This window comes from Mycobacterium sp. NPDC003323 (assembly GCF_053589535.1).
Genome location: NZ_JBSFSB010000001.1, coordinates 1,166,422 through 1,190,333 on the forward strand (window position 1 = coordinate 1,166,422; position 23,912 = coordinate 1,190,333).

The window sequence follows — 23,912 nt, forward strand, 5'->3', positions numbered from 1 at the left end:
CCTAGGTCGTTTTCTTCAGCACCCGAAGCGAACGTGGCTGCAGCGAGATCTTCTCGCCGGCAGAAATCGTCACCTCGTCGGCACCGGCGGGGTCGCCGGTGTCCAACGCGGTTACCCATTTTTCGGCGTAATCATCGGGAGGCAGCACGAAATCCAACGATTCGTCGTGTGCGTTGAAGCACAGCAGGAACGAGTCGTCGCGCACCCGCTCACCGCGGGCGTTCGGTTCGGGGATGGCATCGCCGTTGAGGAACACCGTGATGCTCTTACCGAAGCCCGAACCCCAGTCCTGGGGCGTCATTTCCGTGCCCGATGGTGTCAGCCACGCGATATCGCGTTCCTGTTCGCCGCTGCGGATCGGGTTGCCGGCCAGGAAGCGACGCCGGCGGAACACCGGGTGCTTCTTGCGCAGTGCCACCGCCTTGCGGAAGAACTCCAGCAGTTCGGTGTTCTCGGCCAGCTTGGACCAGTCCACCCACGCGACCGGGTTGTCCTGACAGTAGGCGTTGTTGTTGCCGCCCTGCGTTCGGCCGATCTCGTCGCCGTGGCTGATCATCGGCGTGCCCTGCGACACCATCAGCGTGCCGATGACATTGCGCATCTGCCGGGCCCGCAGCGCGCAGATCTCGGGGTCGTCGGTGGGTCCTTCGACACCGCAGTTCCACGACCGGTTGTGGCTTTCCCCGTCGCGGTTGTCCTCGCCGTTGGCCTCATTGTGCTTTTCGTTGTAGGACACGAGGTCGGCGAGGGTGAAGCCGTCGTGGCAGGTGACGAAGTTGATGCTGGCGCCGGGGCGTCGGCCGGTGTTCTCGTACAGGTCCGACGAGCCGGTCAGCCGGGAGGCGAACTCGCCCAGGGTCGCCGGCTCACCGCGCCAGTAGTCGCGCACGGTGTCGCGGTACTTACCGTTCCACTCGGTCCACAGGCCCGGAAAGTTGCCGACCTGATAGCCGCCCTCGCCGACGTCCCAGGGTTCGGCGATGAGCTTGACCTGGCTGATCACCGGATCCTGTTGCACCAGGTCGAAGAATGCCGAGAGGCGGTCGACATCGTAGAACTCGCGGGCCAGGGTGGAGGCGAGGTCGAACCGGAAACCGTCGACGTGCATCTCCAGCACCCAGTAGCGCAGCGAATCCATGATCAGCTGCAGCGTGTGCGGATGACGCGCGTTCAGGCTGTTGCCGGTGCCGGTGAAGTCCTTGTAGAACTGCTCCTCACCGTCGAGTAGGCGGTAGTACGCGGCATTGTCGATACCGCGGAAGTTCAGCGTGGGGCCGAGGTGGTTGCCTTCGGCGGTGTGGTTGTAGACCACGTCCAGGATGACTTCGATGCCGGCGTCGTGGAAGGAGCGCACCATCGCCTTGAATTCCGGGACCGCGCCGCCGGCATGGCGATTGGCCGCGTACTCCGCGTGCGGCGCGAAGAATCCGAAGGTGTTGTAGCCCCAGTAGTTTCGCAGTCCCAGCTCGAGCAGTCGGTGGTCGTGCAGGAACTGATGCACCGGCATCAGCTCGATGGCGGTGACGTTGAGGGACTTGAGGTGCTCGATGATCACCGGATGCGCCAGTCCCGCATAGGTGCCGCGCAATTGCTCGGGGATGTCGGGGTGCAACTGCGTCAGACCCTTGACATGGGCCTCGTAGATGACCGTCTCGTGGTACGGCGTGCGCGGTGCCCGGTCCGATCCCCAATCGAAGAACGGGTTGATCACCACGCTGGTCATGGTGTGCCCCAGTGAGTCCACCGCCGGATCCGCGCCCGTCACGGCCGGGTGGTCGGATTTCAGATCGTAGGAGAACAGCGCCTGGCTGAAGGTGAAGTCACCGTGGAAGGACTTGCCGTACGGGTCGAGCAGCAGCTTGCTCGGATCGCACCGGTGTCCGGCGGCCGGATCCCACGGTCCGTGTACCCGGAATCCGTAGCGCTGGCCGGGGCTGACCGTCGGCAGGTAGGCGTGCCAGACGTATCCATCCACCTCATCCAGCGGGATGCGGGTTTCGGTGCCGTCCTTGGCGATCAAACAGAGCTCGACCTTCTCGGCGACCTCGGAGAACAACGAAAAGTTCGTCCCCGCACCGTCATAGGTGGCGCCGAGCGGGTAGGCGGTGCCGGGCCAGACCGTGATGTCCATGTCACCACCAGCCGGTGGCAGCCGAGAGTTGGCGGCCGAGTTCGTTCGTCATGGTGCGGACGTACGTGGTCGAGAGGTGATGAGCGTCGTGATACATCAACACGTTTCCCTCCACAACTCGGCAGAAGTCCGGTCGGCACACCGCGTCGGTCATGTCGAGGGGCTTCAGGTTCGGGAACCGTTCCACGTAGGCGAGGGTGGGGTTGACGTCGGACAGTACCGCAGCGCGTTTGATACCGCAGGAGATGGCGTCGCCGCCGGCGGCCAGGCAGTCCGCCGGGAAGTACGGTTTGCCGTTGCGCACCAGCCACGGGGTGTCCCGCATCGCCAGCACGTCGATGCCGGCGTCGGCGAATTCCTGCCAGATGCCGAGATACTGGCTGGGCATCACGTCGCCGGGTTTGATGTTCCAGGGCCGGGTCGAGGTGGTGAAGACGAAATCGGGCTTGTCGGCCAGCAGCTTCGGCATCACCTTCTCGTTCCACTCCCGGCACTTCGGGTAGGGGCGGTTGTCACCCATCACGAGTGGCTTCTGCTCGGTGGTCAGCGGGCAGCCCATCTTCAGGTAGGTGACCACCTTGAAATCGTGCAGGCGTCCCAACAGATCCAGCGCGGTGATCCAGTGCTCGGCATGCGAGCCGCCGGCCAACGCGATGGTGCGCTGGGCGTCCTTGTTGCCGTAGGTGCAGTTGATGACGTCGACGTTGTCGAAATCGCTGATGCAGCCCGCGGGCGTGGACTCGGGGATGTCGTTCTTGGCCTCCAGCACCGTCGGGCGCATCGGCAGCTTGGGCACCTTGGCGTTGTTGATCAGGGCTCGCGCACCGGGATAGTCGCGCGCCGAGAGCCCGGACAGTTCCTTGCCGCTGGCCCGTTCGACGGTGACGTGCTCCCGCCAGGTGAACGACGTGGCGGTCAGGGTGACACCCAGCAGCGTCACCACCGAACCCAGCACGATGGTGGGCCTGCGCATCCGCTTGCGCCACGGGATGACCACTGCGTCCGCGGCGCGTACGGGTGCGCGGTACCGCAGCGGCGTCTCGACGTAGCGCATCGTCAACCAGGCCAGCACGCCGGAAATCAGCAGCACCACCGCGCCGTCGGCGAAGTCGACGTGCTCCTTGCCGCTGTAGGCCAGCCAGAAGATGAGCAGCGGCCAGTGCCACAGGTACAGCGAGTAGGCGATCGAGCCCAACCACACGAACGGCTTGGTGGCCAGCAGGCGGTTGGGGGCCGGCAACTTGCCGTCCACCCGGGGATCGGCACCACGGTTGGCCGCCGACAGGATGAACAGCACGGTGGCGCCCACCGGCACCAGCGTCCACGGGCCGGGGAATTCGCGGACGCCGTCGATCAGCCAGCCGCACAACAGGATGGCGGCCAGCGCGACGGTGGCCACGATGGTGCGCAGCCACATGGGCCACCGCACATAGGGCACCAGCGCCCCGATCAGTGCGCCCAGCGTCAGCTCCCATGCGCGGGCGAAGCTGTTGTAGTAGGCGACGGCCTGGTCGGTGTTGTGCGCGATGATCGCGTACACGAAGGACGCGATGGTCAGCGCGGTGAGCAGGACGATGAACACCGTCCGCAGGTGCCTGCCGAGGCGGCCGCGCAACGCGAAGGCCAACGCGAGGATCAACACCAGGAACGCGATGTAGAACTGACCCTGAACCGACATCGACCAGATGTGCTGCAGCGGGCTGACGGTTTCACCGGCCCGCAGGTAATCTGCGGCGCTGTTGGCCAGTTCCCAGTTCTGGTAGTAGCCCAGGCTGGCCAGGCTCTGATCGGCGAATGTCTCCCAGCGCGTCTCGGGCTGGATGAGGATCGTCAGCACGGCGGCAGCCGCGAGGACCACGATGAGCGCCGGAAGCAGCCGTCGGACCAGCCGGATCACCTCGGACACCGGGCGGATCGCGACCGCCTCGTCCAGCGCCGAGCGCAGTAGCCGGCCACCGAAGAAGAACCCCGACAGCGCCAGGAAGACGTCCACCCCGCCGGAGACCCGTCCGAACCAGACATGGAAGACCGCGACGAGCGCGATCGCGACCCCGCGGAGTCCGTCGAGGTCATGCCGGTAGAAGCCCGAGGTGCGAGTGGCCGATGCGGTGCCGGCGGTCGACACCGGACCGGCGGTACGCGCAGGTCGGGCTGGAGCGAGGGTCATCATGGTCGGGGAGTCAATCTACCTAAGGAACCTGGGTGCCTCAGGTCGCGGGCGCGCGCGAAGGTGTCCGCTCCACCGGGCGATAGTGTCCGATCCCATGCCGGCGTTGACACCCTCTGAGATCAGCGCGATCGACACCGCGCACATCTGGCACCCCTACAGCACGATGGGCCGGGCCGCGCAGCCCCCGGTGGTTGCTGTCGGCGCCAAGGGTGCGTGGCTGCGCGTCGTGCACGATGGCCGCCAGATCGAGGTCCTCGATGCCATGAGTTCGTGGTGGACGGCGGTGCACGGGCACGGCCACCCCAGGTTGGACGCCGCCATCTCCGCGCAGCTGGCGACGATGAACCACGTCATGTTCGGGGGCCTCACCCACGAGCCGGCCGCCCGGCTGGCCCAGCTGCTGGTCGAGATCACCCCCGCCGGGTTGGAGACGGTGTTCTTCAGCGATTCCGGTTCGGTGTCGGTGGAGGTGGCCGCGAAGATGGCGCTGCAGTACTGGCGCAGCCGCGGGCGGCCGGGCAAGCACCGGCTGATGACCTGGCGCGGTGGGTATCACGGGGACACCTTCACGCCGATGAGCGTCTGCGATCCCGACGGCGGTATGCACGCGATCTGGAGCGATGTGCTGGTCCGGCAGGTGTTCGCACCGCCGGTGCCGGGTGCCTACGACCCGGCCTATGTTGCGGCATTCGAGGCGCAACTGGCCGAACATGCCGACGAACTGGCCGCGGTGATCGTCGAGCCGGTGGTCCAGGGCGCCGGCGGGATGCGTTTTCATGACCCGCGCTATCTGGTGGAGCTGCGCCGTATCTGCGACGCGCACGGTGTGCTGCTCATCTTCGATGAGATCGCGACCGGTTTCGGGCGCACCGGGGAGCTGTTCGCCGCCGACCATGCCGGGGTGAGCCCGGACATCATGTGCGTGGGCAAGGCGCTGACCGGCGGCTACCTGACGCTGGCGGCCACGTTGTGCACCGCGGACATCGCGCAGGCCATCAGTGCCGGTGAGCCCGGCGCACTGATGCACGGTCCTACGTTCATGGCCAATGCGCTGGCGTGCGCGGTCTCGGTGGCCGCGGTCGAGTTGCTGCTGGAGGGCGATTGGCGCGCAGCGGTGCGCGGTATCGGATCCGGACTGCGCGCCGGCCTGGAGCCGGCACGTGAGCTCTCGGCTGTGGCCGACGTCCGCGTTCTGGGTGCGATCGGCGTGATCGAGATGCACGAGCCGGTCGACATGGTGCGTGCGACCGAGACCGCGTTGCGGCACGGCCTCTGGTTGCGGCCGTTCGGAAAGCTGGTCTATGCCATGCCGCCGTTCATCTGCAGCACCGAGGAAGTCGCTCAGATCGGTGGCGGCATGGTGGCTGTCGCGCGTGCACTAACCTGATCGGTGAATTGAACACCGTTCAGGAGGAGCCAGCACCGTGACGCGTACCGGTCTTTCCCCGTTGGCTTGGCTGGCCGAGGTCGAAGAGCGCCGCCGCGCGCAGGGACTTCGCCGCACCCTGCGGGTCCGGCCGCCGGTGGGCACCGAACTCGACCTGGCCTCCAACGACTACCTCGGCCTCTCGCAGCACCCGGCCGTCCTCGAGGGCGGGGTGCAGGCGTTGCGCACCTGGGGCGCGGGTTCGGGTGGCTCACGCCTGGTCACCGGCAACACCGAACTTCACGAGCAGTTCGAGGCCGCGCTCGCCGAGTTCGTCGGTGCCGAATCGGCACTGGTCTTCTCCTCGGGTTACACCGCCAATATCGGTGCGTTGGTCTCCCTGACCGGGCCGGGATCGCTGCTGGTCTCCGACGCGCTGACGCATGCCTCCATCGTCGACGCCTGCCGGTTGGCGCGGGCCCGCGTCGCGGTGACGCCGCACCGCGACGTCGACGCTGTCGCCGACGCCCTGTCCACCCGGTCGGAAGACCGGGCGGTGGTGGTCACCGAGTCGGTGTTCAGCACCGACGGAGCGCTGGCGCCACTTCGTGAACTGCACGAGGTGTGCCGGCGCTCCGGCGCGTTGCTCGTGGTCGACGAGGCACACGGTCTCGGTGTGCGCGGTGTCGGCGGACAGGGCCTGCTCCATGAACTCGGGCTGGCCGGGCAACCGGACGTGGTGATGACCACGACGCTGTCCAAGGCGCTGGGTAGCCAGGGCGGGGTGGTGCTGGGTCCGGCCGCCGTGCGCGCCCACCTGATCGACACCGCGCGGCCGTTCATCTTCGACACCGGCCTGGCCCCGGCGTCGGTCGGGGCGGCGCTGGCCGCTTTGCAGGTACTCATCGGCGAACCGCAACTGGCCGATGCGGTGCTCACCAGGGCGGCCGAGCTCGCGCAGATCTGCGATGTGGCCGAGGAACCGACCTCGGCAGTGGTCTCGGTGATCCTCGGCGATCCCGAGGTCTCCGTCGCCGCGGCCGCTGCATGTCTGGAGCGCGGGGTTCGGGTTGGGTGTTTCCGGCCGCCGACCGTTCCGGCAGGGACCTCCCGGCTGCGACTGACCGCGCGGGCCGCGCTGACCCCCGACGAGATGGCGTCGGCGCGTGCGGTGCTCACCGACGTGCTCGGGCACAGCCGATGACGATCCTGTTGATCACCGGCACCGACACCGGCGTGGGCAAGACGGTGACGACATCGGCGCTGGCATGTGCGGGACGGTTGGCCGGATTGGACGTCGCGGTGTGCAAACCGGTGCAGACCGGCACCATCGACGGCGACGACGACCTCGGGGAGGTCCGCAGGCAGGCCGGAATCGCTGCGCTGCACGGAGGTTGGCGCTATCCGGAACCGCTGGCCCCGGTGGCTGCCGCTGCCCGCGCGGGACTGCCGCTGCCCAGTCGGTCGGCGTTGCTCGACGCGGTGCGGGCCGTCGACGCCCCCGGACGGCTGACGATCGTCGAGGGTGCCGGCGGGTTGCTGGTCGAACTGGGTGCCGACGGTGTGACGCTGCGCGACCTGGCGGTCGCACTGCGGGCTCCGGTTCTGGTCGTGGTGGCGGCCGGTCTCGGCACGCTCAATCACACCGCCCTTACTTTGGAATCCCTTGCGGGCCAAGGTGTCCGCTGTGCCGGCCTGGTGATCGGCGCCTGGCCGCAGGAACCCGGCGTCGCCGAACGGGGGAACCGGGACGCGCTGGCGGCGCTGGCGCCGGTGCGCGCGGTACTGCCAGCGCGGGCGGGTGCATTGACGGCCGCGCAGTTCGAGTCGCTCAGCGCCGCCGCCTTCGAGCGGACCTGGATCGAGAGTCTGGTCTAGTCATGGTGCACTCGGTCGAACTCACCCTGGACGCGGCCGCCGATGCGGCGGTGCGGGGCATCTGGGATGCGCTCGCCGAGGCGGGGGTGCGCAGTCAGGCCTCGCACCGATCACCCAGCAATCGCCCGCACGTCACGGTCACGGTGGGTGCCGCGCTGTCATCGGAGGTCGACACCGCGCTACAGGCGGTGGCCGACCTGATGCCGGTGCCGTGCCGGATGGGTGCGCCGTTGCTGTTCGGTCGGGGACCGTTCACTCTGGCGCTGCTGGTGGTGCCGTCGCGGGCACTGCTGGACCTGCATGCCGAGGTGAACCGGATTTGCCTGCCGCACATGAACTCCGGGCCGCTGGCGCACGCCGCGACCGGGCAGTGGACACCGCACGTCACGTTGGCGCGGCGCGTGGATGCCGGGCAGCTGGAGCGGGCGATGACGGTGGTGGGCACCGGCGCGGATCTTGCCGGGACCTTGACCGGGCTGCGGCACTGGGACGGCGATGCGCGGGTCGAGTACCCGATCGACTTGGCTGCCGGTTAACGCACGAGCCGGCTGTGCGCGGCCATGCCGTCCACCAGCAAGCCCAGGCCGAAGGCGAAGCGTTGGTCGGCGCCGCCGGCCAACGCGGACTGACTCTCCGGCAATTCGGCGCCCGCGGCGTCCCACTGCAGCCGGGACTGCTCGTCGACGGTGAAGCCCAGCACGTAGTAGACGACGGTGCGGGCGGCCAGCGCGGCATGTGAATCCGCAACACCTGCCGCGATTGCCGCGTCGCTCAGCCGCGCCACGATCTGCGTCATCGCCTCGGACTGTCCGGCGGCGAAACTGGCCGACACCAATTCGGCACCGTCGGTGTGCGACAACAGCGCATCGCGAAGCCGGCGGCACGACGCCGTGAGCTGATCCTGCCAGCGGCCGGTTGCCGGATCGTCCAACGCCGGCTGCAGGATCCGGTCGGCGACCGCCCCCAGCAGTTCCTGCTTGTTGGCGAAATGCCAGTACAGCGCGCCCGGGCTGACGCTGAGTTCGCGCGCCAGGTGGCGCATGGTCAGGTCGGCGATCCCGAAATCGTCGAGCAGTGCGGTCGCCGTGTCGACGACGTCCCGTTTGTGGAGCTGCACACCCTTACCCTAACCTGAACACCGTTCAAGCCTGAACAGTGTTCAACTGTCGGCGGCGACGTTCAGACGACGTGTTCAAACGGAGGACTTCTGGTGACCGACATTCTGGCAGTGGCACGCGAGCAGGTACTCGACCGCGGCGTCGGTCTCGACCAGGACCAGACGTTGCAGGTGCTGCAGCTTTCCGATGATCGGCTCGACGATCTGCTGGAACTCGCACACGAGGTCCGGATGAAGTGGTGCGGACCGGACGTCGAGGTCGAGGGCATCATCAGCCTCAAGACCGGCGGATGTCCCGAGGACTGCCACTTCTGTTCGCAGTCGGGGCTTTTCGCCTCACCGGTGCGCAGCGCGTGGCTGGACATCCCCAGCCTGGTCGAGGCCGCCAAACAGACCGCAAAGACCGGCGCCACCGAGTTCTGCATCGTGGCAGCGGTCCGTGGACCCGATGAGCGGCTGCTGTCGCAGGTCGCCGCGGGCATCGAGGCGATCCGCAACGAGGTCGACATCCAGATCGCCTGCTCGTTGGGCATGCTCACCGCCGAGCAGGTGCAGCGGCTCGCGGAGATGGGCGTGCACCGCTACAACCACAACCTGGAGACTGCCCGGTCGTTCTTCACCAATGTGGTGACCACCCATACCTGGGAGGAGCGCTGGGACACGCTGCGGATGGTGCGGGAGGCCGGGATGGAGGTGTGCTGCGGCGGCATCCTGGGCATGGGGGAGAGCCTCGAGCAGCGCGCCGAGTTCGCCGCCAATCTCGCCGAACTCAATCCGCACGAGGTGCCGCTGAACTTCCTCAACCCGCGTCCGGGCACCCCCTTCGGCGATCTGGAGGTGCTGCCGGCGTCGGAGGCGCTCAAGGCGGTGGCGGCGTTCCGGTTGGCGCTGCCACGGACCATGTTGCGCTTCGCCGGTGGTCGGGAGATCACCCTCGGCGATCTCGGCGCCAAGCAAGGCATCCTCGGTGGCATCAACGCTGTCATCGTCGGCAACTACCTGACCACGTTGGGCCGACCCGCCGAAGCCGACCTCGAACTGCTCGACGATCTGCAGATGCCGATCAAGGCGCTCAACGCGACGCTGTAGAACTGTTGGTGATGATCGACGAATTCCAGGCTCTGCCCGCGCCCGTCGGCGCCGGGGTCTACAACGTCTATACCGGCGCCGAGGTCGGGGGTGCGGCGGGCAAGGTGATGCCCACCGCCGCCGAACTGGGCCTGGAACCGCCGCGGTTCTGCGCCGAGTGCGGTCGCCGGATGATCGTCCAGGTGCGACCCACCGGCTGGTGGGCCAAGTGCTCGCGGCACGGTCAGGTGGACTCCACCGATCTGGACACCCGTCGGTGAACCCGGGACCGACCGATCCGCCGCGCATCTCGCGGCGCGGCGCGGCGCTGCGGGTCTTCGCAGGCATGGTGGCGGCCGGGGTCGCGGCGGGCGCGCTGTGGGCGCTGCTGGCGCCGCCCGCACAGGGCATCGTGGCGCTGACCCGCGCCGGCGACCGGGTGCGCGCATATCTGGGCAACGACTCCGATCAACTGTTCCTGGGCGCTTTTCTGCTCGTCGGATTCGTCGGCGTCATCGCGGTGGTCGGCGCGGTGGCCGCCTGGCAGTGGCGTGCGCACCGCGGGCCGCTGCTGGCGGCAGCGCTCGCGCTGGGTGCGGCCGGCGCGCTGGGCGCCGCCGCGGGAGTGGGCGCGGTGCTGGCACGTTGGCGGTACGGCACGATCGACGTGGACACCGCCCCGGTCACCGAGTCCGACCGGGTGCATTACGTTGCCGAGGCCCCGGCGGTGTTCTTCGGGCACGGGCCGTTCGTCATCGCGGCCACCATTTTGTTGCCGGCCGCGGTGGCCGCGCTGACCTACGCGCTGATGGCGGTCTCCGCCTCGCGCGATGATCTGGGCGCCTGGCCGCCGGTGCACTACGCCGGGATGTACCCGCCCATCCCGGTGCCGGTCGCCCCCGTCGGCGGCGGCAGCGACGGGACAGCACCGGCGCAGCGTTGACCCGGCATCACCGGTGTGGCAGATCTCGCAAAAGGTAGGCCCCACAGATCTGCGCCCGACAAGTAAGTTGTCGGTCGCGCGACGGTGAATCAGCAAAATGGACGTCGCGTCAATAACCGAGATCTACGGAGTGCCGCGATGCCGCTGCTGGAATATGTGCCCACCCCGACGTGGCTGCAGGCCTCCCGTCGTCGGATGATCGAGAAGATGCCGGTCCTGGCGATGCGCAAGGCCCTGTATCTGATGATGATCCGCAAGCGGGGTGACTTCACCAACCCCACCACCTTCAACGAGAAGGTGAACTGGCGGATCTTCAACGATCGGCGCGATCGCATCGTCAAGGCCTGCGACAAGATGTGGATGAAGGAGATGGCCCGCGAGGCCTACCCGAGTCCTGATCTGCGCATACCGGAAACGTACTGGTCGGGTACCGATCTGCGCGACGCCCCGGATCTCGACTCGCTGCCGCCCTGGGTCCTCAAACCCAATGCCAGCAGCGGTCGCGCGCTGTTCGGGCCCGACCCGCAGACCGATATCGACGCACTGCACAAGCAGACCCGCACGTGGTTCTCGGAGACCCCGCTGGAACTCGGCGAGTGGGGGTACAGCGCGGCGCGTGCGCAACTGCTGCTGGAGGAGCGCATTCCCACCCCGGACGGCAACCCGCCGGTCGACTACAAGTTCTTCGTGTTCGACGGACGTGTCGAACTGATCCAGGTGAATCGCGGCCGGTTCGGCGCGCATCAGACCACCACCTTTCTGGACGCCAACTGGCGCCAACTCCCGGTGCGCTGGCGGATTCAGCCCGTCGCCGAGGAACCGCGGCCCGTCGAACTCGACAAGATGCTCGAGATCGCCAAGGTCCTGGGTGCCGACTGGGATTTCATCCGTATCGATCTGTATGCCGTCGACGGTGAGGTGTGGTTCGGCGAGTACACGCCGTATCCGGGCAGCGGTCTGCTGCGCTACAAGCCGATGAGCTTCGACCGCGAGCAGGGCCTGCACTGGAAGCTGCCGTCTCTTGCCGAGGTGGCACCCGGGCGACCCTGAGGTTCAGCGGTCCAGTACCGACAGCGGCAGCCGGTGAAGTCGCCTGCCGGTCAACACTTTCGCGGTGATGACGGCCAACCGTGCCATGCCCTTGTAGGTCGACGGGTTGAACAGTGTGGGCCACTTGGTGCGGGCCAGGTTCTCGCCGAGGGGGCGGTCGGCGAACCGGTCCGACAGCCATCGCAGGGCCATCGGCGCCGACATCGGGTGCAGCAGCAGGTGCTCGCTGAACAGGTCGCGATGGTAGGTGACGTGCGCGCCACCGGCCGAGTAGGTGTCGGCGAGTTCGTCGATCCCGTGCACCGAGATGATCTCGTCGTGCACGGCCTGGATGATCAGCACCGGTGGGGTGGGTACGGCGGCACCGAGTTTGATATCGGCGAAGACGTGCTGGACCTCCGGGGTGTTGAGGATCTGCTCGAGCGGCTGATCGAGCAGATCGCCCATGTCGGTGCGGAACAGACGCACGATCGCCTCGACCGTGGTCATGTGGTGCAACCGGTCCAACAGGGCGCGGCCCTGCTCGCTGGCGTGCTCGGCGATGATCTTCTGCAGTCCGGGGTAGACGTCGGCCAGCGCGGCGACCACGAGCGCGGGTAACGCCGCGGCGAACGTGCCGTTCAGCTTGCGGAACGTGCGGCCAAGGTCACCGACGGGCGATCCCAGTACGGCGCCCACGATGTTGAGTTCCGGTGCGTAACTGCCGCTCATCTCGGCGGCCCAGGCGCTGGCCAGCCCGCCACCGGAGTACCCCCACAACCCGATCGGCGCTTGCGGTGACAGTGACAGCTGATCCGAACTGGTGGCCGCGCGCAGACCGTCGAGGATGCGGTAGCCCGGTTCGTACGGGGTTCCCCAGGTGCCGTTGACGCCCTCGTGATCGGGCACCGACACCGCCCAGCCCTCGGCGACGGCCGCGGCGATCAGCAGCATCTCGAACTGCGGTACCGAACCGGGCGCCAGGGCGTGCCTGCGCAGCGCATAGGACGGGAAACACCGTGACGTGATGGCATCGATGGCGCACTGGTAGGAGACCAGCGGGCAGACCCGCTCGGGGCCGCGCTCGGCCGGGACGACGACCGTCGTCGCCGCCACCTCGGGATGGCCGTTCATATCGGTGGTCCGGAACAGCAGCTGTACGGCCCGGACCTGCTGGGGGATGAGCCCGAGGAAGGCCAGCTCGACATCGCGGCTGCGCAACACGGTGCCGGGCGTGGCGTGCTCGAAGCCGGCCGGCGCCTGATAGAAGGCGTCATCCTTGGGCAGCCGAGGGCGCGCCTGGGGATCGAGCTCCGCATGCGGGACGGCTCCGAGCCATTCGGCGTCCGCGGTGGCGGCCGAGCTGCCAAAGTCCATCCGGGCATTGTTACTTAAGAAGGGTCTAAGAATCCAGTCGACTCACCCGGGCGGGCGCAACGCGGCGAACTCGTCGGTGACCCGGTAGCGCGCCTCGGTGAACCTGTACAGCGCCGCGGGCCGTCCACCGCTGCGGCCCGATCGCGCGGTGGTACCTGTCCTGGTGATGACATTGCGGCGTTCCAGCACCCGCTGCAGATTGGTCGCATCGACCGGATGCCCCAACGCCGCGCTGTAGATGTCACGCAGCGTCGAGAGCGCGAATTCTCGGGGCGCCAAAGCGAATCCGATATTGGTGTAGGACAGCTTCGCGATCAGCCGGGCACACGCGTTGGCCACCATGATGCCGTGGTCGAAGGCCATCGGCGGCAGCGCCGCGACCGGGTGCCAGCGGGTGTCCGGCGGGAGTTCCGGGGTGGCGGGGGAGGGCACCAGACCCAGGAAGGTCGACGCGATGGTGCGCGGACCGGGCACCCGCGCGGGATCGGAGAACACCGCGAGTTGCTCCAGGTGGGTCAATTCCCGCAGGTCCACCTTCTCGGCCAGTTGACGTCGAACCGAACTGGTCATGTCCTCGTCGTGACGCAGCCGTCCGCCCGGCAGGGCCCAGGCGCCGCGCTGCGGATCCATGGCGCGCTCCCACAACAGCACGCTGAGCTGAGGTTTCTTGGTCTCCAGCCGGCGAACCTGGAGGACGACGGCGAGCACTTCGTGGTCGGTGCTACCATGTGACATGTTTTCGATCATAAGTCGAAAACCTCACGGGCACAAAGGAGACTGCCATGACGGTCCTGGACCACACTGGGGCGAACGCGCAGGTATACAGCAGCCCGCTGGCCTCGCGCATCGTCGACGGGCCGGGCGGATACGGCGGCATCGTCGCCGACGGCCAGTGGGCCGCCGAGGTGCGTCGGCTGGCCGACCTGCACAACGCGACCCTGCTGGCGCACAACTACCAGCTGCCGGCCATTCAGGATGTCGCCGACCATGTCGGGGATTCCCTGGCGCTGTCGCGGATCGCGGCAGAGGCCTCCGAGGACACCATCGTGTTCTGCGGCGTGCACTTCATGGCCGAGACCGCCAAGATCCTCAGTCCCGAGAAGACGGTCCTGATTCCCGACCAGCGCGCCGGTTGCTCGCTGGCCGACTCGATCACCGCCGAGGAACTGCGGGCCTGGAAGGCGGACTTCCCGGACGCCGTAGTGGTGTCGTATGTGAACACCACCGCGGCGGTGAAGGCGCTGACCGACATCTGCTGCACCTCGTCCAACGCGGTCGAGGTGGTCGCCTCCATCCCCGAGGACCGCACGGTGCTGTTCTGCCCGGACCAGTTCCTCGGCGCGCACGTCAAGCGTGTGACCGGCCGCAAGAACCTGCACATCTGGGCCGGCGAGTGTCATGTGCACGCCGGCATCAACGGTGACGAGCTCGCCGACCAGGCGCGCGCCCATCCCGACGCCGAGCTGTTCGTGCACCCCGAATGTGGTTGCGCCACCTCGGCGTTGTACCTGGCCGGTGAGGGTGCGGTGCCCGAGGACCGGGTCAAGATCCTGTCCACGGGCGGGATGCTGGATGCTGCCCGCGAAACCCAGGCCCGCCAGGTCCTGGTCGCCACCGAGGTGGGCATGCTGCATCAGCTGCGCCGCGCCGCGCCGGAGGTCGACTTCCTCGCGGTCAACGACCGGGCATCGTGCACCTACATGAAGATGATCACTCCGGCCGCCCTGCTGCGCTGCCTGGTCACCGGTGGCGATGAGGTGCACGTCGACGCGGATGTTGCAGCGGCCGGTCGAAAGAGCGTGCAGCGCATGATCGAGATCGGGCAGCCCGGCGGCGGGGAATGACCACTGCGCGTCCGGCTTCCGGATGCGGCGGAGCCGGATACTGGCAACAGCGTGCCGACGTCGTCGTCATCGGCACCGGAGTGGCCGGACTGGTGGCCGCGCTTGCCGCGGTGCGCCAGGGGCGCAGAGTGGTCGTGCTGAGCAAGATCGGCGAGACCGCGACCTTCTACGCCCAGGGCGGCATCGCCGTGGTGCTCCCCGAGGCCTTGCGCGACGGCGCTGACTCCGTCGACGCGCACGTCGCCGACACGTTGGCGGCCGGTGGCGGGATGTGCGACGTCGAGGCCGTGCGGTCCATCGTCGCCGACGGCTACGCGGCGGTGGCCGAGCTGGTATCCGACGGCGCCCGCTTCGACGAGTCCGAACCGGGCCGCTGGTCGCTCACCCGCGAGGGCGGACACACCCGGCGCCGGATCATCCATGCCGGCGGGGATGCCACCGGTGCCGAGGTGCAGCGCGCACTGAACGCGGCCGCCGCCCGGCTGGACATTCGACACAACCACGTCGCGCTGCAGATCTGCCAGGAAGGCGGGGCCGTCACCGGCGTCCTGGTGCACAGCGATGCCGGCCTCGGCCTGTTGCACGCACCCGCGGTCATTCTGGCCACCGGGGGACTCGGCCATCTCTACGCGGCAACCACCAACCCCGAAGGCTCGACCGGCGACGGTATCGCGCTGGCGCTACGGGCCGGGTTGGCCGTCAGCGATATCGAATTCGTCCAGTTCCATCCCACGATGCTGTACTCGGAATCCGCCGGGGGAGGCCGCCGTCCACTGATCACCGAGGCGCTGCGCGGCGAAGGCGCCGTGCTGGTCGACGGTGCCGGGCGTTCGGTGACAGCGGGTGTACACCCGCTGGGCGATCTCGCCCCGCGCGATGTGGTTGCCGCCGCGATCGACGCGCGGCTGCGCGAGAGCGGCGACGGTTGCGTGTACCTGGATGCCACCGGGGTGGTGGATGTGGCGAGCCGGTTCCCGACCGTGACCGCCGCGTGCCGATCCGCCGGCATCGATCCGGCGCGCCAACCGATCCCGGTGGTACCCGGTGCGCACTACAGCTGCGGCGGCGTCGTCACCGATGTGCACGGACGCACCGATCTGCCCGGTCTGTTCGCCGCCGGCGAGGTCGCCAGAACCGGTATGCACGGAGCGAACAGACTGGCGTCCAACAGTCTGCTCGAGGGTCTCGTGGTCGGTGGCCGGGCGGGTCGAGCGGCGGCGGCGCACGCCGTGGACGTCGGAGCCACCCGCGCGGTGGCCGACGGGCCGATCAGGCTACCGATGCTCGATCGCGCCGTCCTGCAACGGGCGATGACCCGCGCCGCGTCCGTGGTGCGTGACGGCGCGGGCCTGCGTGGCCTGTCCGAACTGCTCGCCGGCGCGCGCAGCGGTGCGGTTTCCGGCCGGGCGGGTGCCGAGGATGCCGCTCTGACCCTGACGGCCCGTGCGGTGGCCGCCGCCGCGGCCGCGCGCACCGAGTCGCGGGGCTGCCACCATCGCCACGACTTTCCGGAACCCGATGCGGCACAGGCGCACAGCGTCGTGGTTCGCCTCGACGCCACCGACGACCCCGTGGTCGTGACACCGCTGGGAGTGAACTGATGAACGGAGCGCAGGTGAAGCAACTGTCGGCGCAGGAACTCGAGGAGGCCCGCCGGGTCGTCGAACGCGCCCTCGAAGAGGATCTGCGCTACGGCCCGGACGTCACCACCACCGCGACCGTACCTGCGGACGCGACGACGACGGCCTCGATGGCCACCCGCGAGGCGGGTGTCGCGGCCGGGGTGGACCTTGCGCTGCTGGTGCTCGACGCGGTGCTCGGTACCGACGGCTACACCGTGCTGGATCGCGTCGAGGACGGCACCCGGCTGCAGCCGGGTCAGTCGCTGTTGCAGGTGCAGGCGCCCGCGCAGGGGCTGCTGACCGCCGAGCGCACGATGCTGAATCTGGTCTGCCACCTGTCCGGGATCGCCACCGCCACCGCGCGATGGGTGGATGCCGTCGACGGAACCGCGGCGCGGATCCGGGACACCCGAAAAACGTTGCCGGGCTTGCGGTTCCTGCAGAAATACGCCGTGCGAGTCGGTGGCGGGGTGAACCACCGGATGGGCCTGGGGGATGCGGCCCTGATCAAGGACAACCACGTCGCCGCGGCGGGTTCGGTGCTGGCCGCGCTCGACGCGGTCCGTGCCGCCGCCCCCGATATCCCGTGTGAGGTCGAGGTGGACTCGCTGGAGCAACTCGACGAGATCCTCGGCGCCGGTGTCGAACTCGTCTTACTGGACAATTTCCCGGTGTGGCAGACCCAGATCGCGGTGCAGCGCCGCGATGCCCGCGCACCGGGTACCAAGCTCGAATCCTCCGGCGGGCTGTCGCTGGAATCGGCCGCGGCGTACGCGGCGACCGGTGTCGACTACCTGGCCGTCGGGGCGCTCACCCACTCGGTGCGGGTCCTCGACGTCGGTTTGGACACCTGAGGCGGCGCCGCCGCTAGCCGTCGGCCCCGTCGGTGCCGTTGCGGCTGCCGGAGTCCGAACCGGTGCCGGTGCCGCCCGTGCCGCCGGAACCGCCAGGACTGCCGATGCCACCTGCGCCGCCGTTTCCACCGTTGCCCCCGCGGCCGATACCCGCGGTGGCCGAACCGTTGCCGCCGTTCCCGCCATCGCCGCCGCGGCTGCCCGAACCGGCGCCCGCACCGCGACCGCCGTTGCCGCCGTGTCCGCCGGCCGAGTAGCCGTCATCGGTCTGGGCGGAACCTCCGGCCCCACCGGCACCGCCGGATCCGCCCGCGGAGGCGCTGCCGCCGTCGCCGCCGGATCCGCCGAAGGAACTGGTGCCGCCGCTGGCATCACCGCCGGCACCGCCGCGCCCGGCATTGCCGTTCGTGGTACCGCCGCCCTGCCCGCCGCGTCCGCCGGCGCCGTCTCCGGTCGCCGACGCACCGTCACCGCCCGCGCCGCCATTGCCGCCGTTGCCGAACAGGCCACCGCGTCCGCCGTCACCACCGGCGGCGCCGCCGGCCTGCCGGCCGTCGGTGGACACTCCGCTACCGCCGGTGCCGCCGTCGCCGCCGGAGCCGCCGAGAACACCACCGTTGCCGCCTCGGCCGCCGACACCGCCGTAGTTGCTCGACGCGCCGGAATCGGTGTTGGTGCCGCCGTTTCCGCCTCGGCCGCCGTTACCGATCACGCCCGCGTCGCCGCCGTCACCACCCCGGCCGCCGAGGTCACCGTTGCCTCCGGCGCCGCCATTGCCGATCAGTCCGGCCTTACCGCCCGCGCCGCCCGGCCCGCCGTCGATACCGTCCCCGCCGCGGCCGCCGTTGCCGAACAGCAGTCCGCCGTTTCCACCCTTCTGGCCGGGAGCGCCGGGTGCACCGTTGCCGCCGAGGAGGCCGCCGTTGGCGCCCGGCTCGATGGCGTCACCGATGAGCAGACCGCCGGGGCCGAACAGCACCTGCGGGTCGAACGGCACCGGCTCGGCGGCCGCGGTCCCGTCGCCGGTCTGGGCCAGGCCGGTCGCTTCGGCGTCGCGAGCGAAGTTGGTGGGCAGGATGAAGGCCGGGAAGTCATTGTCCTCGTCGGCCGTTTCGTCCAGAACGCGTTGTGCTGCGCCGGTGAGCGCGACGCTTTCCGGTTCGGCTGCCACCGGTGGCGGCAGCGTCGCGGCGACGCTCGCATACAGGGCGTTGGGCGTCGGCAACGCCGACGGCACCAGCGGTATGGCGGTGCTCACCGGCCGGATGGCCGGGGCGGTGGCCACGGTGACCGGGCGAGGATCGCGTTCGGGTGCGTCCGTCGTCAACGAGAAACTGCCTGCTGTGCCGAGTCCGGTCGCCACGACCACGCCAGCCGTCAGGGCCGAGGCCAGAACCGTACGTTGTGCCGTCACGAAAACGGTCGCCCCCATGAACAAATCCCCTCGATATCTGCGCTGCGCGCCATCACCGACAATCGGTTTCGAACGTCATCTATACACGGCGACCGCCGAATTGCACAGCGCTAGCTGCAACGAATCATGTTGTGCCGCAACGGGAATAAGCCCCACTCGAATCCGCCAGATCTCGACAGGCCGGAAAACTCGCAACCCGCCGCTTCGGTGACCGAGCGGCATCACGAGGTGTTTGCACCGAGACCAACCCGGCTCAGCTAACTGCGAGACGGCCGCGGACGGTTTGCTGAAGTCGCCCGTCACGCGCAAAGCTGGACGGAATCCAAGGCATCATTTTGCGTCCGGCGCATGGCCTTCTTCGCGCGCCGTCCTCCAGTACGGCGCGCGTGGCTGCGCAGTCGGCGTCGCGCCCGGCCGGTGAGCAGCGAATCCAGAACGTCATCGGGTACCGCCGCGAGGTGTCCGTCGGCGCGGCCGGTGGCATCCGGTCGGCCACCCAGCGGTGCTCGAACCGCAGCAGTAGGGCCACCGGTATCAGGAACACCGCCAGGTTGATCGCCAGCTTGCCGAGCAGGAACACCCAGCCGCGATCGTCGGGAGCGGGTGCGTCCCAGACGAAATGCATGAACGACGCCGCGGCCATCAGCGACAGCGCCACGCCCATCCGGCGGGCGTAGGACCAGGCGGGCGGTCCGCTGAAGGTCGGCAACAACAGCAGCACGCCGACGGCGGCGAGCGCCGTATAGGCCCAATGCGCCGGGACCGCGGTGAGCACCCGCAGGACGAGGTTGGGCCCCGCACCCGCCAGATCGGAGTCCAGACTGTAGATCGCCTCCCGGGTGGCGTAGGTGAGGTCCTCCACCCTGCAGCGTCTCAGGCCGGGGCGCCGCGGCGCACCAGCGACAGCACGACGGCCGCCACGGCGAACATCGCCGCGATGACGCGGTTCAGGATCGTCTGCTGCCGGGCGTTGTGCAGCCAGCCGACCAGCCGGCCGGCCAATCCGGTGTAGACGCCCATCACCACGATGTCGACGACGATCATCGTCAGCCCGATCGCCAAATATTGCGGCAACAACGGTGCGGCGGGCGTGACGAACTGGGGCAGAGCGGCCAGGAAGAACACCAGTCCCTTGGGATTGGTGGCATTGACCAGGAATCCGCGCAGCACCAACCCGCGCCGGCTGCTGACGGTCACCGCGTTCATCTGTTCGCGCAGATCGCGCGGCGCCGTGCGCCATTGACGCACCGCCAGGTACGCCAGATAAGCCACCCCCAGCCATTTGATCACCGTGAAGGCGAGCGCCGAGGAGGCCACCACGGCGCCGACGCCGGCAGCCACCAGGGTCAGCTGCAACATCAGGCCGATCTCCAGCCCGAACACGCTCCACCAACCGCGCCGCAGGCCCTCGGTCATGCCGGTGGCCATCGACTGCACGGCACCGGGCCCGGGAGCGATGCTGATCGCGATCGCGGCGCCCAGGAACGCCAGCCACACCTGCCAGGTCATGACAGGAGTGTCGCAGGGGCGCGCAACTGAGATATCAGGCGATATCGGCGACGAACACGCCGGTCTTGCGCAGCATGACGCGAGCGATGAACGGCAGCGACCGGTCGACGGTCCCGGCGGGCAGCACCCGCGGGTTCACCAGGTGCAGGTCCTTGCCCGACACCCGGATATCCGCCTGACCGGCGGCCAGCACGTTCTTCACCCAGTTGGTCTTGCCGTGGATCAGCCCGATGGCCAGGGTGTTTCCCTTGCGATAGGGCGTGACGGGCGTCTCGTACTCGGTCCCGGAGGTGCGGCCGGTGTGCTTGATCACGCTCATGCCCGGCATCTTGCGGCTGATCGGTGTCATCAGCGGATTGATGTACTTGATCTGGAATTTCTCCAGCGCCGGCGGCACCAGCATCGGCACGCCGGCGGCGTTGTTGGGGTGATCCTTGCGCGACGGTGACGCGGACATGACGGCTCCCGATTTCGATTTGGCCTGCTCTGGGACAATAGACCCGTGACGTCATCAGGATCCCTCATGTCCCGCATCGACCTGCGCGGTGCGGACCTGTCCGCGGCCCGGCTGCGCACCACGTTGCCGCGTGGCGGGGTCGACGTGGATGCGGTGGTCCCCAAGGTCCGTCCGATCGTCGAGGATGTCGCGGCACGCGGTGCCGAGGCGGCGCTGGAGTACGGCCAGTCCTTCGACGGCATCCGTCCCGACGCCGTGCGCGTGCCCATCGCGAAACTGCACGAAGCTGTGCAGGTCCTCGACGCCGACGTCCGCGCCGCCCTTGAGGTCGCCATCGAGCGCACCCGGGTGGTGCACGCCGACCAGCGACGCACCGACACCACCACCACGCTGGCCCCGGGCGCCACCGTCACCGAACGGTGGGTTCCCGTCGAGCGGGTCGGGTTGTACGTGCCGGGCGGCAACGCCGTCTACCCGTCGAGTGTGGTGATGAACGTCGTGCCCGCTCAGACCGCAGGCGTCGACTCACTGGTCATCGCCAGTCCGCCACAGGCCGAGCATGGCGGTCTGCCGCACCCGACCATCCTCGCCGCCGCCGCGCTGCTCGGCGTCGACGAGGTGTGGGCGGTGGGCGGCGCCCAGGCGGTGGCCCTGCTGGCCTACGGTGGCACCGACACCGACGGGGCCGAACTCGCCCCGGTCGACATGATCACCGGACCCGGCAACATCTACGTCACCGCGGCCAAGCGCATCTGCCGGTCCCAGGTCGGTATCGACGCCGAGGCCGGTCCCACCGAGATCGCGATCCTGGCCGATCACACCGCGGATCCCCGGCACATCGCCGCGGACTTGATCAGCCAGGCCGAACACGACGAGATGGCCGCCAGCGTGTTGGTCACCGACAGTGTCGACCTGGCCGATGCCGCCGACGCCGAGACGCGCGCGCAGCTGGAGACCACCGTGCACCGCGAACGTGTCACCACCGCGCTCACCGGCAGGCAGTCGGCGATCGTGCTGGTCGACGATGTCGATGCCGGCATCAAGGTGGTCAACGCCTACGCCGCCGAACACCTGGAGATCCAGACCGAGCAGGCCGCGGCCGTCGCGGGCCGGATCCGCTCGGCCGGGGCGATCTTCGTCGGCGCCTGGTCCCCGGTCAGCCTCGGCGACTACTGCGCCGGGTCCAACCACGTGCTGCCCACCGCGGGCTGCGCCCGGCACTCCAGCGGCCTGTCGGTGCAGACGTTCCTGCGCGGCATCCACGTCGTCGAATACGACGAGGCGGCGCTCAAAGATGTTGCCGGACACGTGATCACACTGTCCAAGGCGGAGAACCTGCCGGCCCACGGCGAGGCGGTCCGACGGAGATTCGAAAGGTGACCACCATCTCTGGGGTATCCATCACGCTCGAGGATCTGCCGCTGCGGGACAACCTGCGCGGCAAGTCACCCTACGGCGCGCCACAGCTCGCGGTGCCGGTGCGGTTGAACACCAATGAGAATCCGCACCCACCGACGCGGGCGCTCATCGACGATGTCGCCGAATCCGTCCGCGATGCGGCCGCCGAACTGCACCGGTATCCCGACCGGGACGCGGTGGCGCTGCGCACCGACCTCGCCGCCTATCTGAGCGGTCAGACCGGCGTCGCGGTGACGGTCGACAACGTGTGGGCGGCCAACGGATCCAACGAGATCCTGCAGCAGCTGCTCCAGGCGTTCGGTGGTCCCGGCCGCAGCGCCATCGGCTTCGTGCCGTCCTATTCGATGCACCCGATCATCTCCGACGGCACCCAGACCGACTGGCTCGAAGCCGCCCGCGCCGAGGATTTCGGTCTGGACACCGACCGGGCCGTCGCCGCCATCGCCGAGCACCGTCCCGATGTGGTGTTCCTGGCCAGCCCGAACAACCCGTCGGGCCAGAGCGTCACGCCCGACGAATTGCGCCGGGTGCTCGACGCCGCGCCCGGTGTCGTCATCGTCGACGAGGCCTACGGAGAGTTCTCCTCCCAGCCCAGCGCCATCGGACTGATCGCCGAGTACCCGGCCAAACTCATCGTCACCCGCACCATGAGCAAGGCGTTCGCCTTCGCCGGTGGGCGGCTGGGCTACCTGATCGCCGATCCGGCGGTCATCGACGCGGTGCTGCTGGTGCGGCTGCCGTATCACCTGTCGGTGCTCACCCAGGCCGGGGCGCGCGCGGCGCTGCGCCATGCCGACGACACCCTGGGCAGCGTGGCAACGCTGATCGCCGAGCGGGAACGGGTTTCGGCGGCGTTGAGCGGCATGGGATTTCGCGTCATCCCCAGCGATGCCAACTTCGTCCTGTTCGGCGGTTTCGCCGACGCCCCCGCCGTCTGGCAGCGTTATCTCGACGCCGGCGTGCTGATCCGCGATGTCGGTTTGCCCGGCTACCTACGGACCACCATCGGGCTGGCCGAGGAGAACGACGTATTTCTCGATGTGAGTGCCACGATCGCCGAATCCGGCGTCCTATCGCAACACCAAGGAGCCTCATGACCCGCCGCGCCAAGGTCGAACGCAAGACCCGCGAATCCGACATCGTCGTGGAGATCGATCTGGACGGCACCGGACAGGTCGACATCGACACCGGCGTCCCGTTCTTCGATCACATGCTGACGGCACTCGGCAGCCACGCCAGCTTCGATCTGACGGTGCACGCCAAGGGTGATATCGAGATCGAGGGCCATCACACCGTCGAGGACACCGCCATCGTGCTGGGCCAGGCGTTGGGTCAGGCGCTCGGGGACAAAAAGGGCATCCGCCGCTTCGGTGACGCGTACATCCCGATGGACGAGACGTTGGCACACGCCGCCGTGGACGTGTCCGGCCGACCCTACTTCGTGCACACCGGTGAGCCGGATTACATGGTGGAGTTCACCATTTCAGGATCTGGTGCCGGCGGCACAGCGCCGTACCACACCGTCATCAACCGGCACGTGTTCGAGTCGCTGGCCTACAACGCCCGCATCGCGCTGCATGTGCGCACGCTCTACGGCCGCGACCCGCACCACATCACCGAAGCCGAGTACAAGGCCGTCGCGCGGGCGCTGCGCCAGGCGGTCGAGTTCGATCCCCGCGTCACCGGTGTGCCGTCCACCAAGGGCACGTTGTGA

General features: G+C 68.7%; 23 protein-coding genes. 14 read left to right on the forward strand and 9 right to left on the reverse strand.

Annotation, left to right across the window (positions count from 1 at the left end):
- Position 1 precedes the first annotated feature (1 nt).
- Together glgX and ACWDUN_RS05405 are read right to left on the reverse strand one after the other, a co-directional pair.
- Positions 2–2,131 carry a glycogen debranching protein GlgX gene (glgX, locus tag ACWDUN_RS05400; RefSeq protein ID WP_449925551.1) on the reverse strand — a complete coding sequence of 710 codons (2,130 nt, stop codon included), beginning with the start codon at positions 2,129–2,131 and terminating at the stop codon, positions 2–4.
- A gap of 1 nt (position 2,132) precedes the next feature.
- Entirely contained in the window at positions 2,133–4,301 is a 2,169-nt protein-coding gene (locus ACWDUN_RS05405) for an acyltransferase family protein (RefSeq protein WP_449925554.1), read from the reverse strand.
- Positions 4,302–4,395: 94 nt separating this feature from the next.
- Here ACWDUN_RS05405 and ACWDUN_RS05410 point away from each other — a divergent pair, with 94 nt between their 5' ends.
- From ACWDUN_RS05410 to ACWDUN_RS05425, 4 genes are read left to right on the forward strand one after another with little or no spacing between them, the layout of a single operon-like run.
- Positions 4,396–5,688, forward strand: a complete 1,293-nt coding sequence (locus ACWDUN_RS05410) for an adenosylmethionine--8-amino-7-oxononanoate transaminase (RefSeq protein ID WP_449925557.1) — start codon at positions 4,396–4,398, stop codon at positions 5,686–5,688.
- A 37-nt stretch (positions 5,689–5,725) separates the two neighbouring features.
- On the forward strand, positions 5,726–6,871 hold the full coding sequence (locus tag ACWDUN_RS05415; protein ID WP_449925560.1) for an 8-amino-7-oxononanoate synthase: 1,146 nt from the start codon (positions 5,726–5,728) through the stop codon (positions 6,869–6,871).
- A complete protein-coding gene (gene bioD / locus ACWDUN_RS05420; RefSeq protein WP_449925562.1) occupies positions 6,868–7,545 on the forward strand; it encodes a dethiobiotin synthase in 678 nt (225 codons plus the stop codon). Before ACWDUN_RS05415 ends, bioD begins: the two co-directional genes overlap by 4 nt.
- Positions 7,546–7,547: 2 nt before the next feature.
- Positions 7,548–8,081, forward strand: coding sequence for a 2'-5' RNA ligase family protein (locus ACWDUN_RS05425; protein ID WP_449925565.1), 534 nt, complete (start codon positions 7,548–7,550; stop codon positions 8,079–8,081).
- Here ACWDUN_RS05425 and ACWDUN_RS05430 read toward each other — a convergent pair.
- Positions 8,078–8,662 carry a TetR/AcrR family transcriptional regulator C-terminal domain-containing protein gene (locus tag ACWDUN_RS05430; RefSeq protein ID WP_449925568.1) on the reverse strand — a complete coding sequence of 195 codons (585 nt, stop codon included), beginning with the start codon at positions 8,660–8,662 and terminating at the stop codon, positions 8,078–8,080. The two genes, ACWDUN_RS05425 and ACWDUN_RS05430, sit on opposite strands and share 4 nt — an antisense overlap.
- Before the next feature lie 93 nt (positions 8,663–8,755).
- Here ACWDUN_RS05430 and bioB point away from each other — a divergent pair, with 93 nt between their 5' ends.
- From bioB to ACWDUN_RS05450, 4 genes are all read left to right on the forward strand, one after another.
- Positions 8,756–9,751, forward strand: a complete 996-nt coding sequence (gene bioB, locus ACWDUN_RS05435) for a biotin synthase BioB (RefSeq protein WP_449925571.1) — start codon at positions 8,756–8,758, stop codon at positions 9,749–9,751.
- A gap of 11 nt (positions 9,752–9,762) precedes the next feature.
- A complete protein-coding gene (gene bsaP / locus ACWDUN_RS05440; RefSeq protein ID WP_449925572.1) occupies positions 9,763–10,011 on the forward strand; it encodes a biotin synthase auxiliary protein BsaP in 249 nt (82 codons plus the stop codon).
- Positions 10,012–10,076: 65 nt separating this feature from the next.
- On the forward strand, positions 10,077–10,673 hold the full coding sequence (locus ACWDUN_RS05445) for a DUF2567 domain-containing protein (protein ID WP_449926297.1): 597 nt from the start codon (positions 10,077–10,079) through the stop codon (positions 10,671–10,673).
- A 138-nt stretch (positions 10,674–10,811) separates the two neighbouring features.
- Entirely contained in the window at positions 10,812–11,723 is a 912-nt protein-coding gene (locus tag ACWDUN_RS05450; RefSeq protein ID WP_449925574.1) for an ATP-grasp fold amidoligase family protein, read from the forward strand.
- Positions 11,724–11,726: 3 nt separating this feature from the next.
- On the opposite strand, the gene ACWDUN_RS05455 is transcribed toward ACWDUN_RS05450, so the two are convergent.
- Both ACWDUN_RS05455 and ACWDUN_RS05460 read right to left on the reverse strand, forming a co-directional pair.
- Positions 11,727–13,079, reverse strand: a complete 1,353-nt coding sequence (locus tag ACWDUN_RS05455; RefSeq protein ID WP_449925577.1) for a lipase family protein — start codon at positions 13,077–13,079, stop codon at positions 11,727–11,729.
- A gap of 42 nt (positions 13,080–13,121) precedes the next feature.
- Positions 13,122–13,814, reverse strand: a complete 693-nt coding sequence (locus tag ACWDUN_RS05460) for an NUDIX hydrolase (protein ID WP_449925579.1) — start codon at positions 13,812–13,814, stop codon at positions 13,122–13,124.
- Between the two features lie 47 nt (positions 13,815–13,861).
- Between ACWDUN_RS05460 and nadA the strand changes: the two genes are divergently transcribed.
- The 3 genes from nadA to nadC are packed head-to-tail and all read left to right on the forward strand — an operon-like array spanning position 13,862 to position 17,399.
- Positions 13,862–14,923: a quinolinate synthase NadA gene (gene nadA, locus ACWDUN_RS05465; RefSeq protein WP_449925582.1), complete on the forward strand. Its 1,062-nt coding sequence runs from the start codon at positions 13,862–13,864 to the stop codon at positions 14,921–14,923.
- Positions 14,920–16,524, forward strand: a complete 1,605-nt coding sequence (locus tag ACWDUN_RS05470) for an L-aspartate oxidase (protein ID WP_449925585.1) — start codon at positions 14,920–14,922, stop codon at positions 16,522–16,524. Before nadA ends, ACWDUN_RS05470 begins: the two co-directional genes overlap by 4 nt.
- Entirely contained in the window at positions 16,524–17,399 is an 876-nt protein-coding gene (gene nadC, locus ACWDUN_RS05475) for a carboxylating nicotinate-nucleotide diphosphorylase (RefSeq protein WP_449925588.1), read from the forward strand. The genes ACWDUN_RS05470 and nadC overlap by 1 nt, the downstream gene beginning before the upstream one ends.
- A 13-nt stretch (positions 17,400–17,412) precedes the next feature.
- Here nadC and ACWDUN_RS05480 read toward each other — a convergent pair whose 3' ends face one another.
- The 4 genes from ACWDUN_RS05480 to ACWDUN_RS05495 form a co-directional block, all read right to left on the reverse strand.
- A complete protein-coding gene (locus tag ACWDUN_RS05480) occupies positions 17,413–18,831 on the reverse strand; it encodes a PGRS repeat-containing protein (RefSeq protein ID WP_449925591.1) in 1,419 nt (472 codons plus the stop codon).
- Positions 18,832–19,066: 235 nt separating this feature from the next.
- On the reverse strand, positions 19,067–19,675 hold the full coding sequence (locus ACWDUN_RS05485) for a PrsW family glutamic-type intramembrane protease (RefSeq protein WP_449925594.1): 609 nt from the start codon (positions 19,673–19,675) through the stop codon (positions 19,067–19,069).
- 11 nt (positions 19,676–19,686) lie between these two features.
- On the reverse strand, positions 19,687–20,322 hold the full coding sequence (locus tag ACWDUN_RS05490; protein WP_449925597.1) for a LysE family transporter: 636 nt from the start codon (positions 20,320–20,322) through the stop codon (positions 19,687–19,689).
- A gap of 34 nt (positions 20,323–20,356) precedes the next feature.
- Complete coding sequence (locus ACWDUN_RS05495; RefSeq protein ID WP_449925600.1) at positions 20,357–20,779, reverse strand: nitroreductase family deazaflavin-dependent oxidoreductase; 423 nt, start codon at positions 20,777–20,779, stop codon at positions 20,357–20,359.
- A gap of 66 nt (positions 20,780–20,845) precedes the next feature.
- Here ACWDUN_RS05495 and hisD point away from each other — a divergent pair, with 66 nt between their 5' ends.
- From hisD to hisB, 3 genes are read left to right on the forward strand one after another with little or no spacing between them, the layout of a single operon-like run.
- A complete protein-coding gene (gene hisD, locus ACWDUN_RS05500; RefSeq protein WP_449925602.1) occupies positions 20,846–22,159 on the forward strand; it encodes a histidinol dehydrogenase in 1,314 nt (437 codons plus the stop codon).
- Positions 22,156–23,295 carry a histidinol-phosphate transaminase gene (locus tag ACWDUN_RS05505; protein WP_449925605.1) on the forward strand — a complete coding sequence of 380 codons (1,140 nt, stop codon included), beginning with the start codon at positions 22,156–22,158 and terminating at the stop codon, positions 23,293–23,295. Before hisD ends, ACWDUN_RS05505 begins: the two co-directional genes overlap by 4 nt.
- Entirely contained in the window at positions 23,292–23,912 is a 621-nt protein-coding gene (hisB, locus tag ACWDUN_RS05510) for an imidazoleglycerol-phosphate dehydratase HisB (RefSeq protein ID WP_449925607.1), read from the forward strand. Before ACWDUN_RS05505 ends, hisB begins: the two co-directional genes overlap by 4 nt.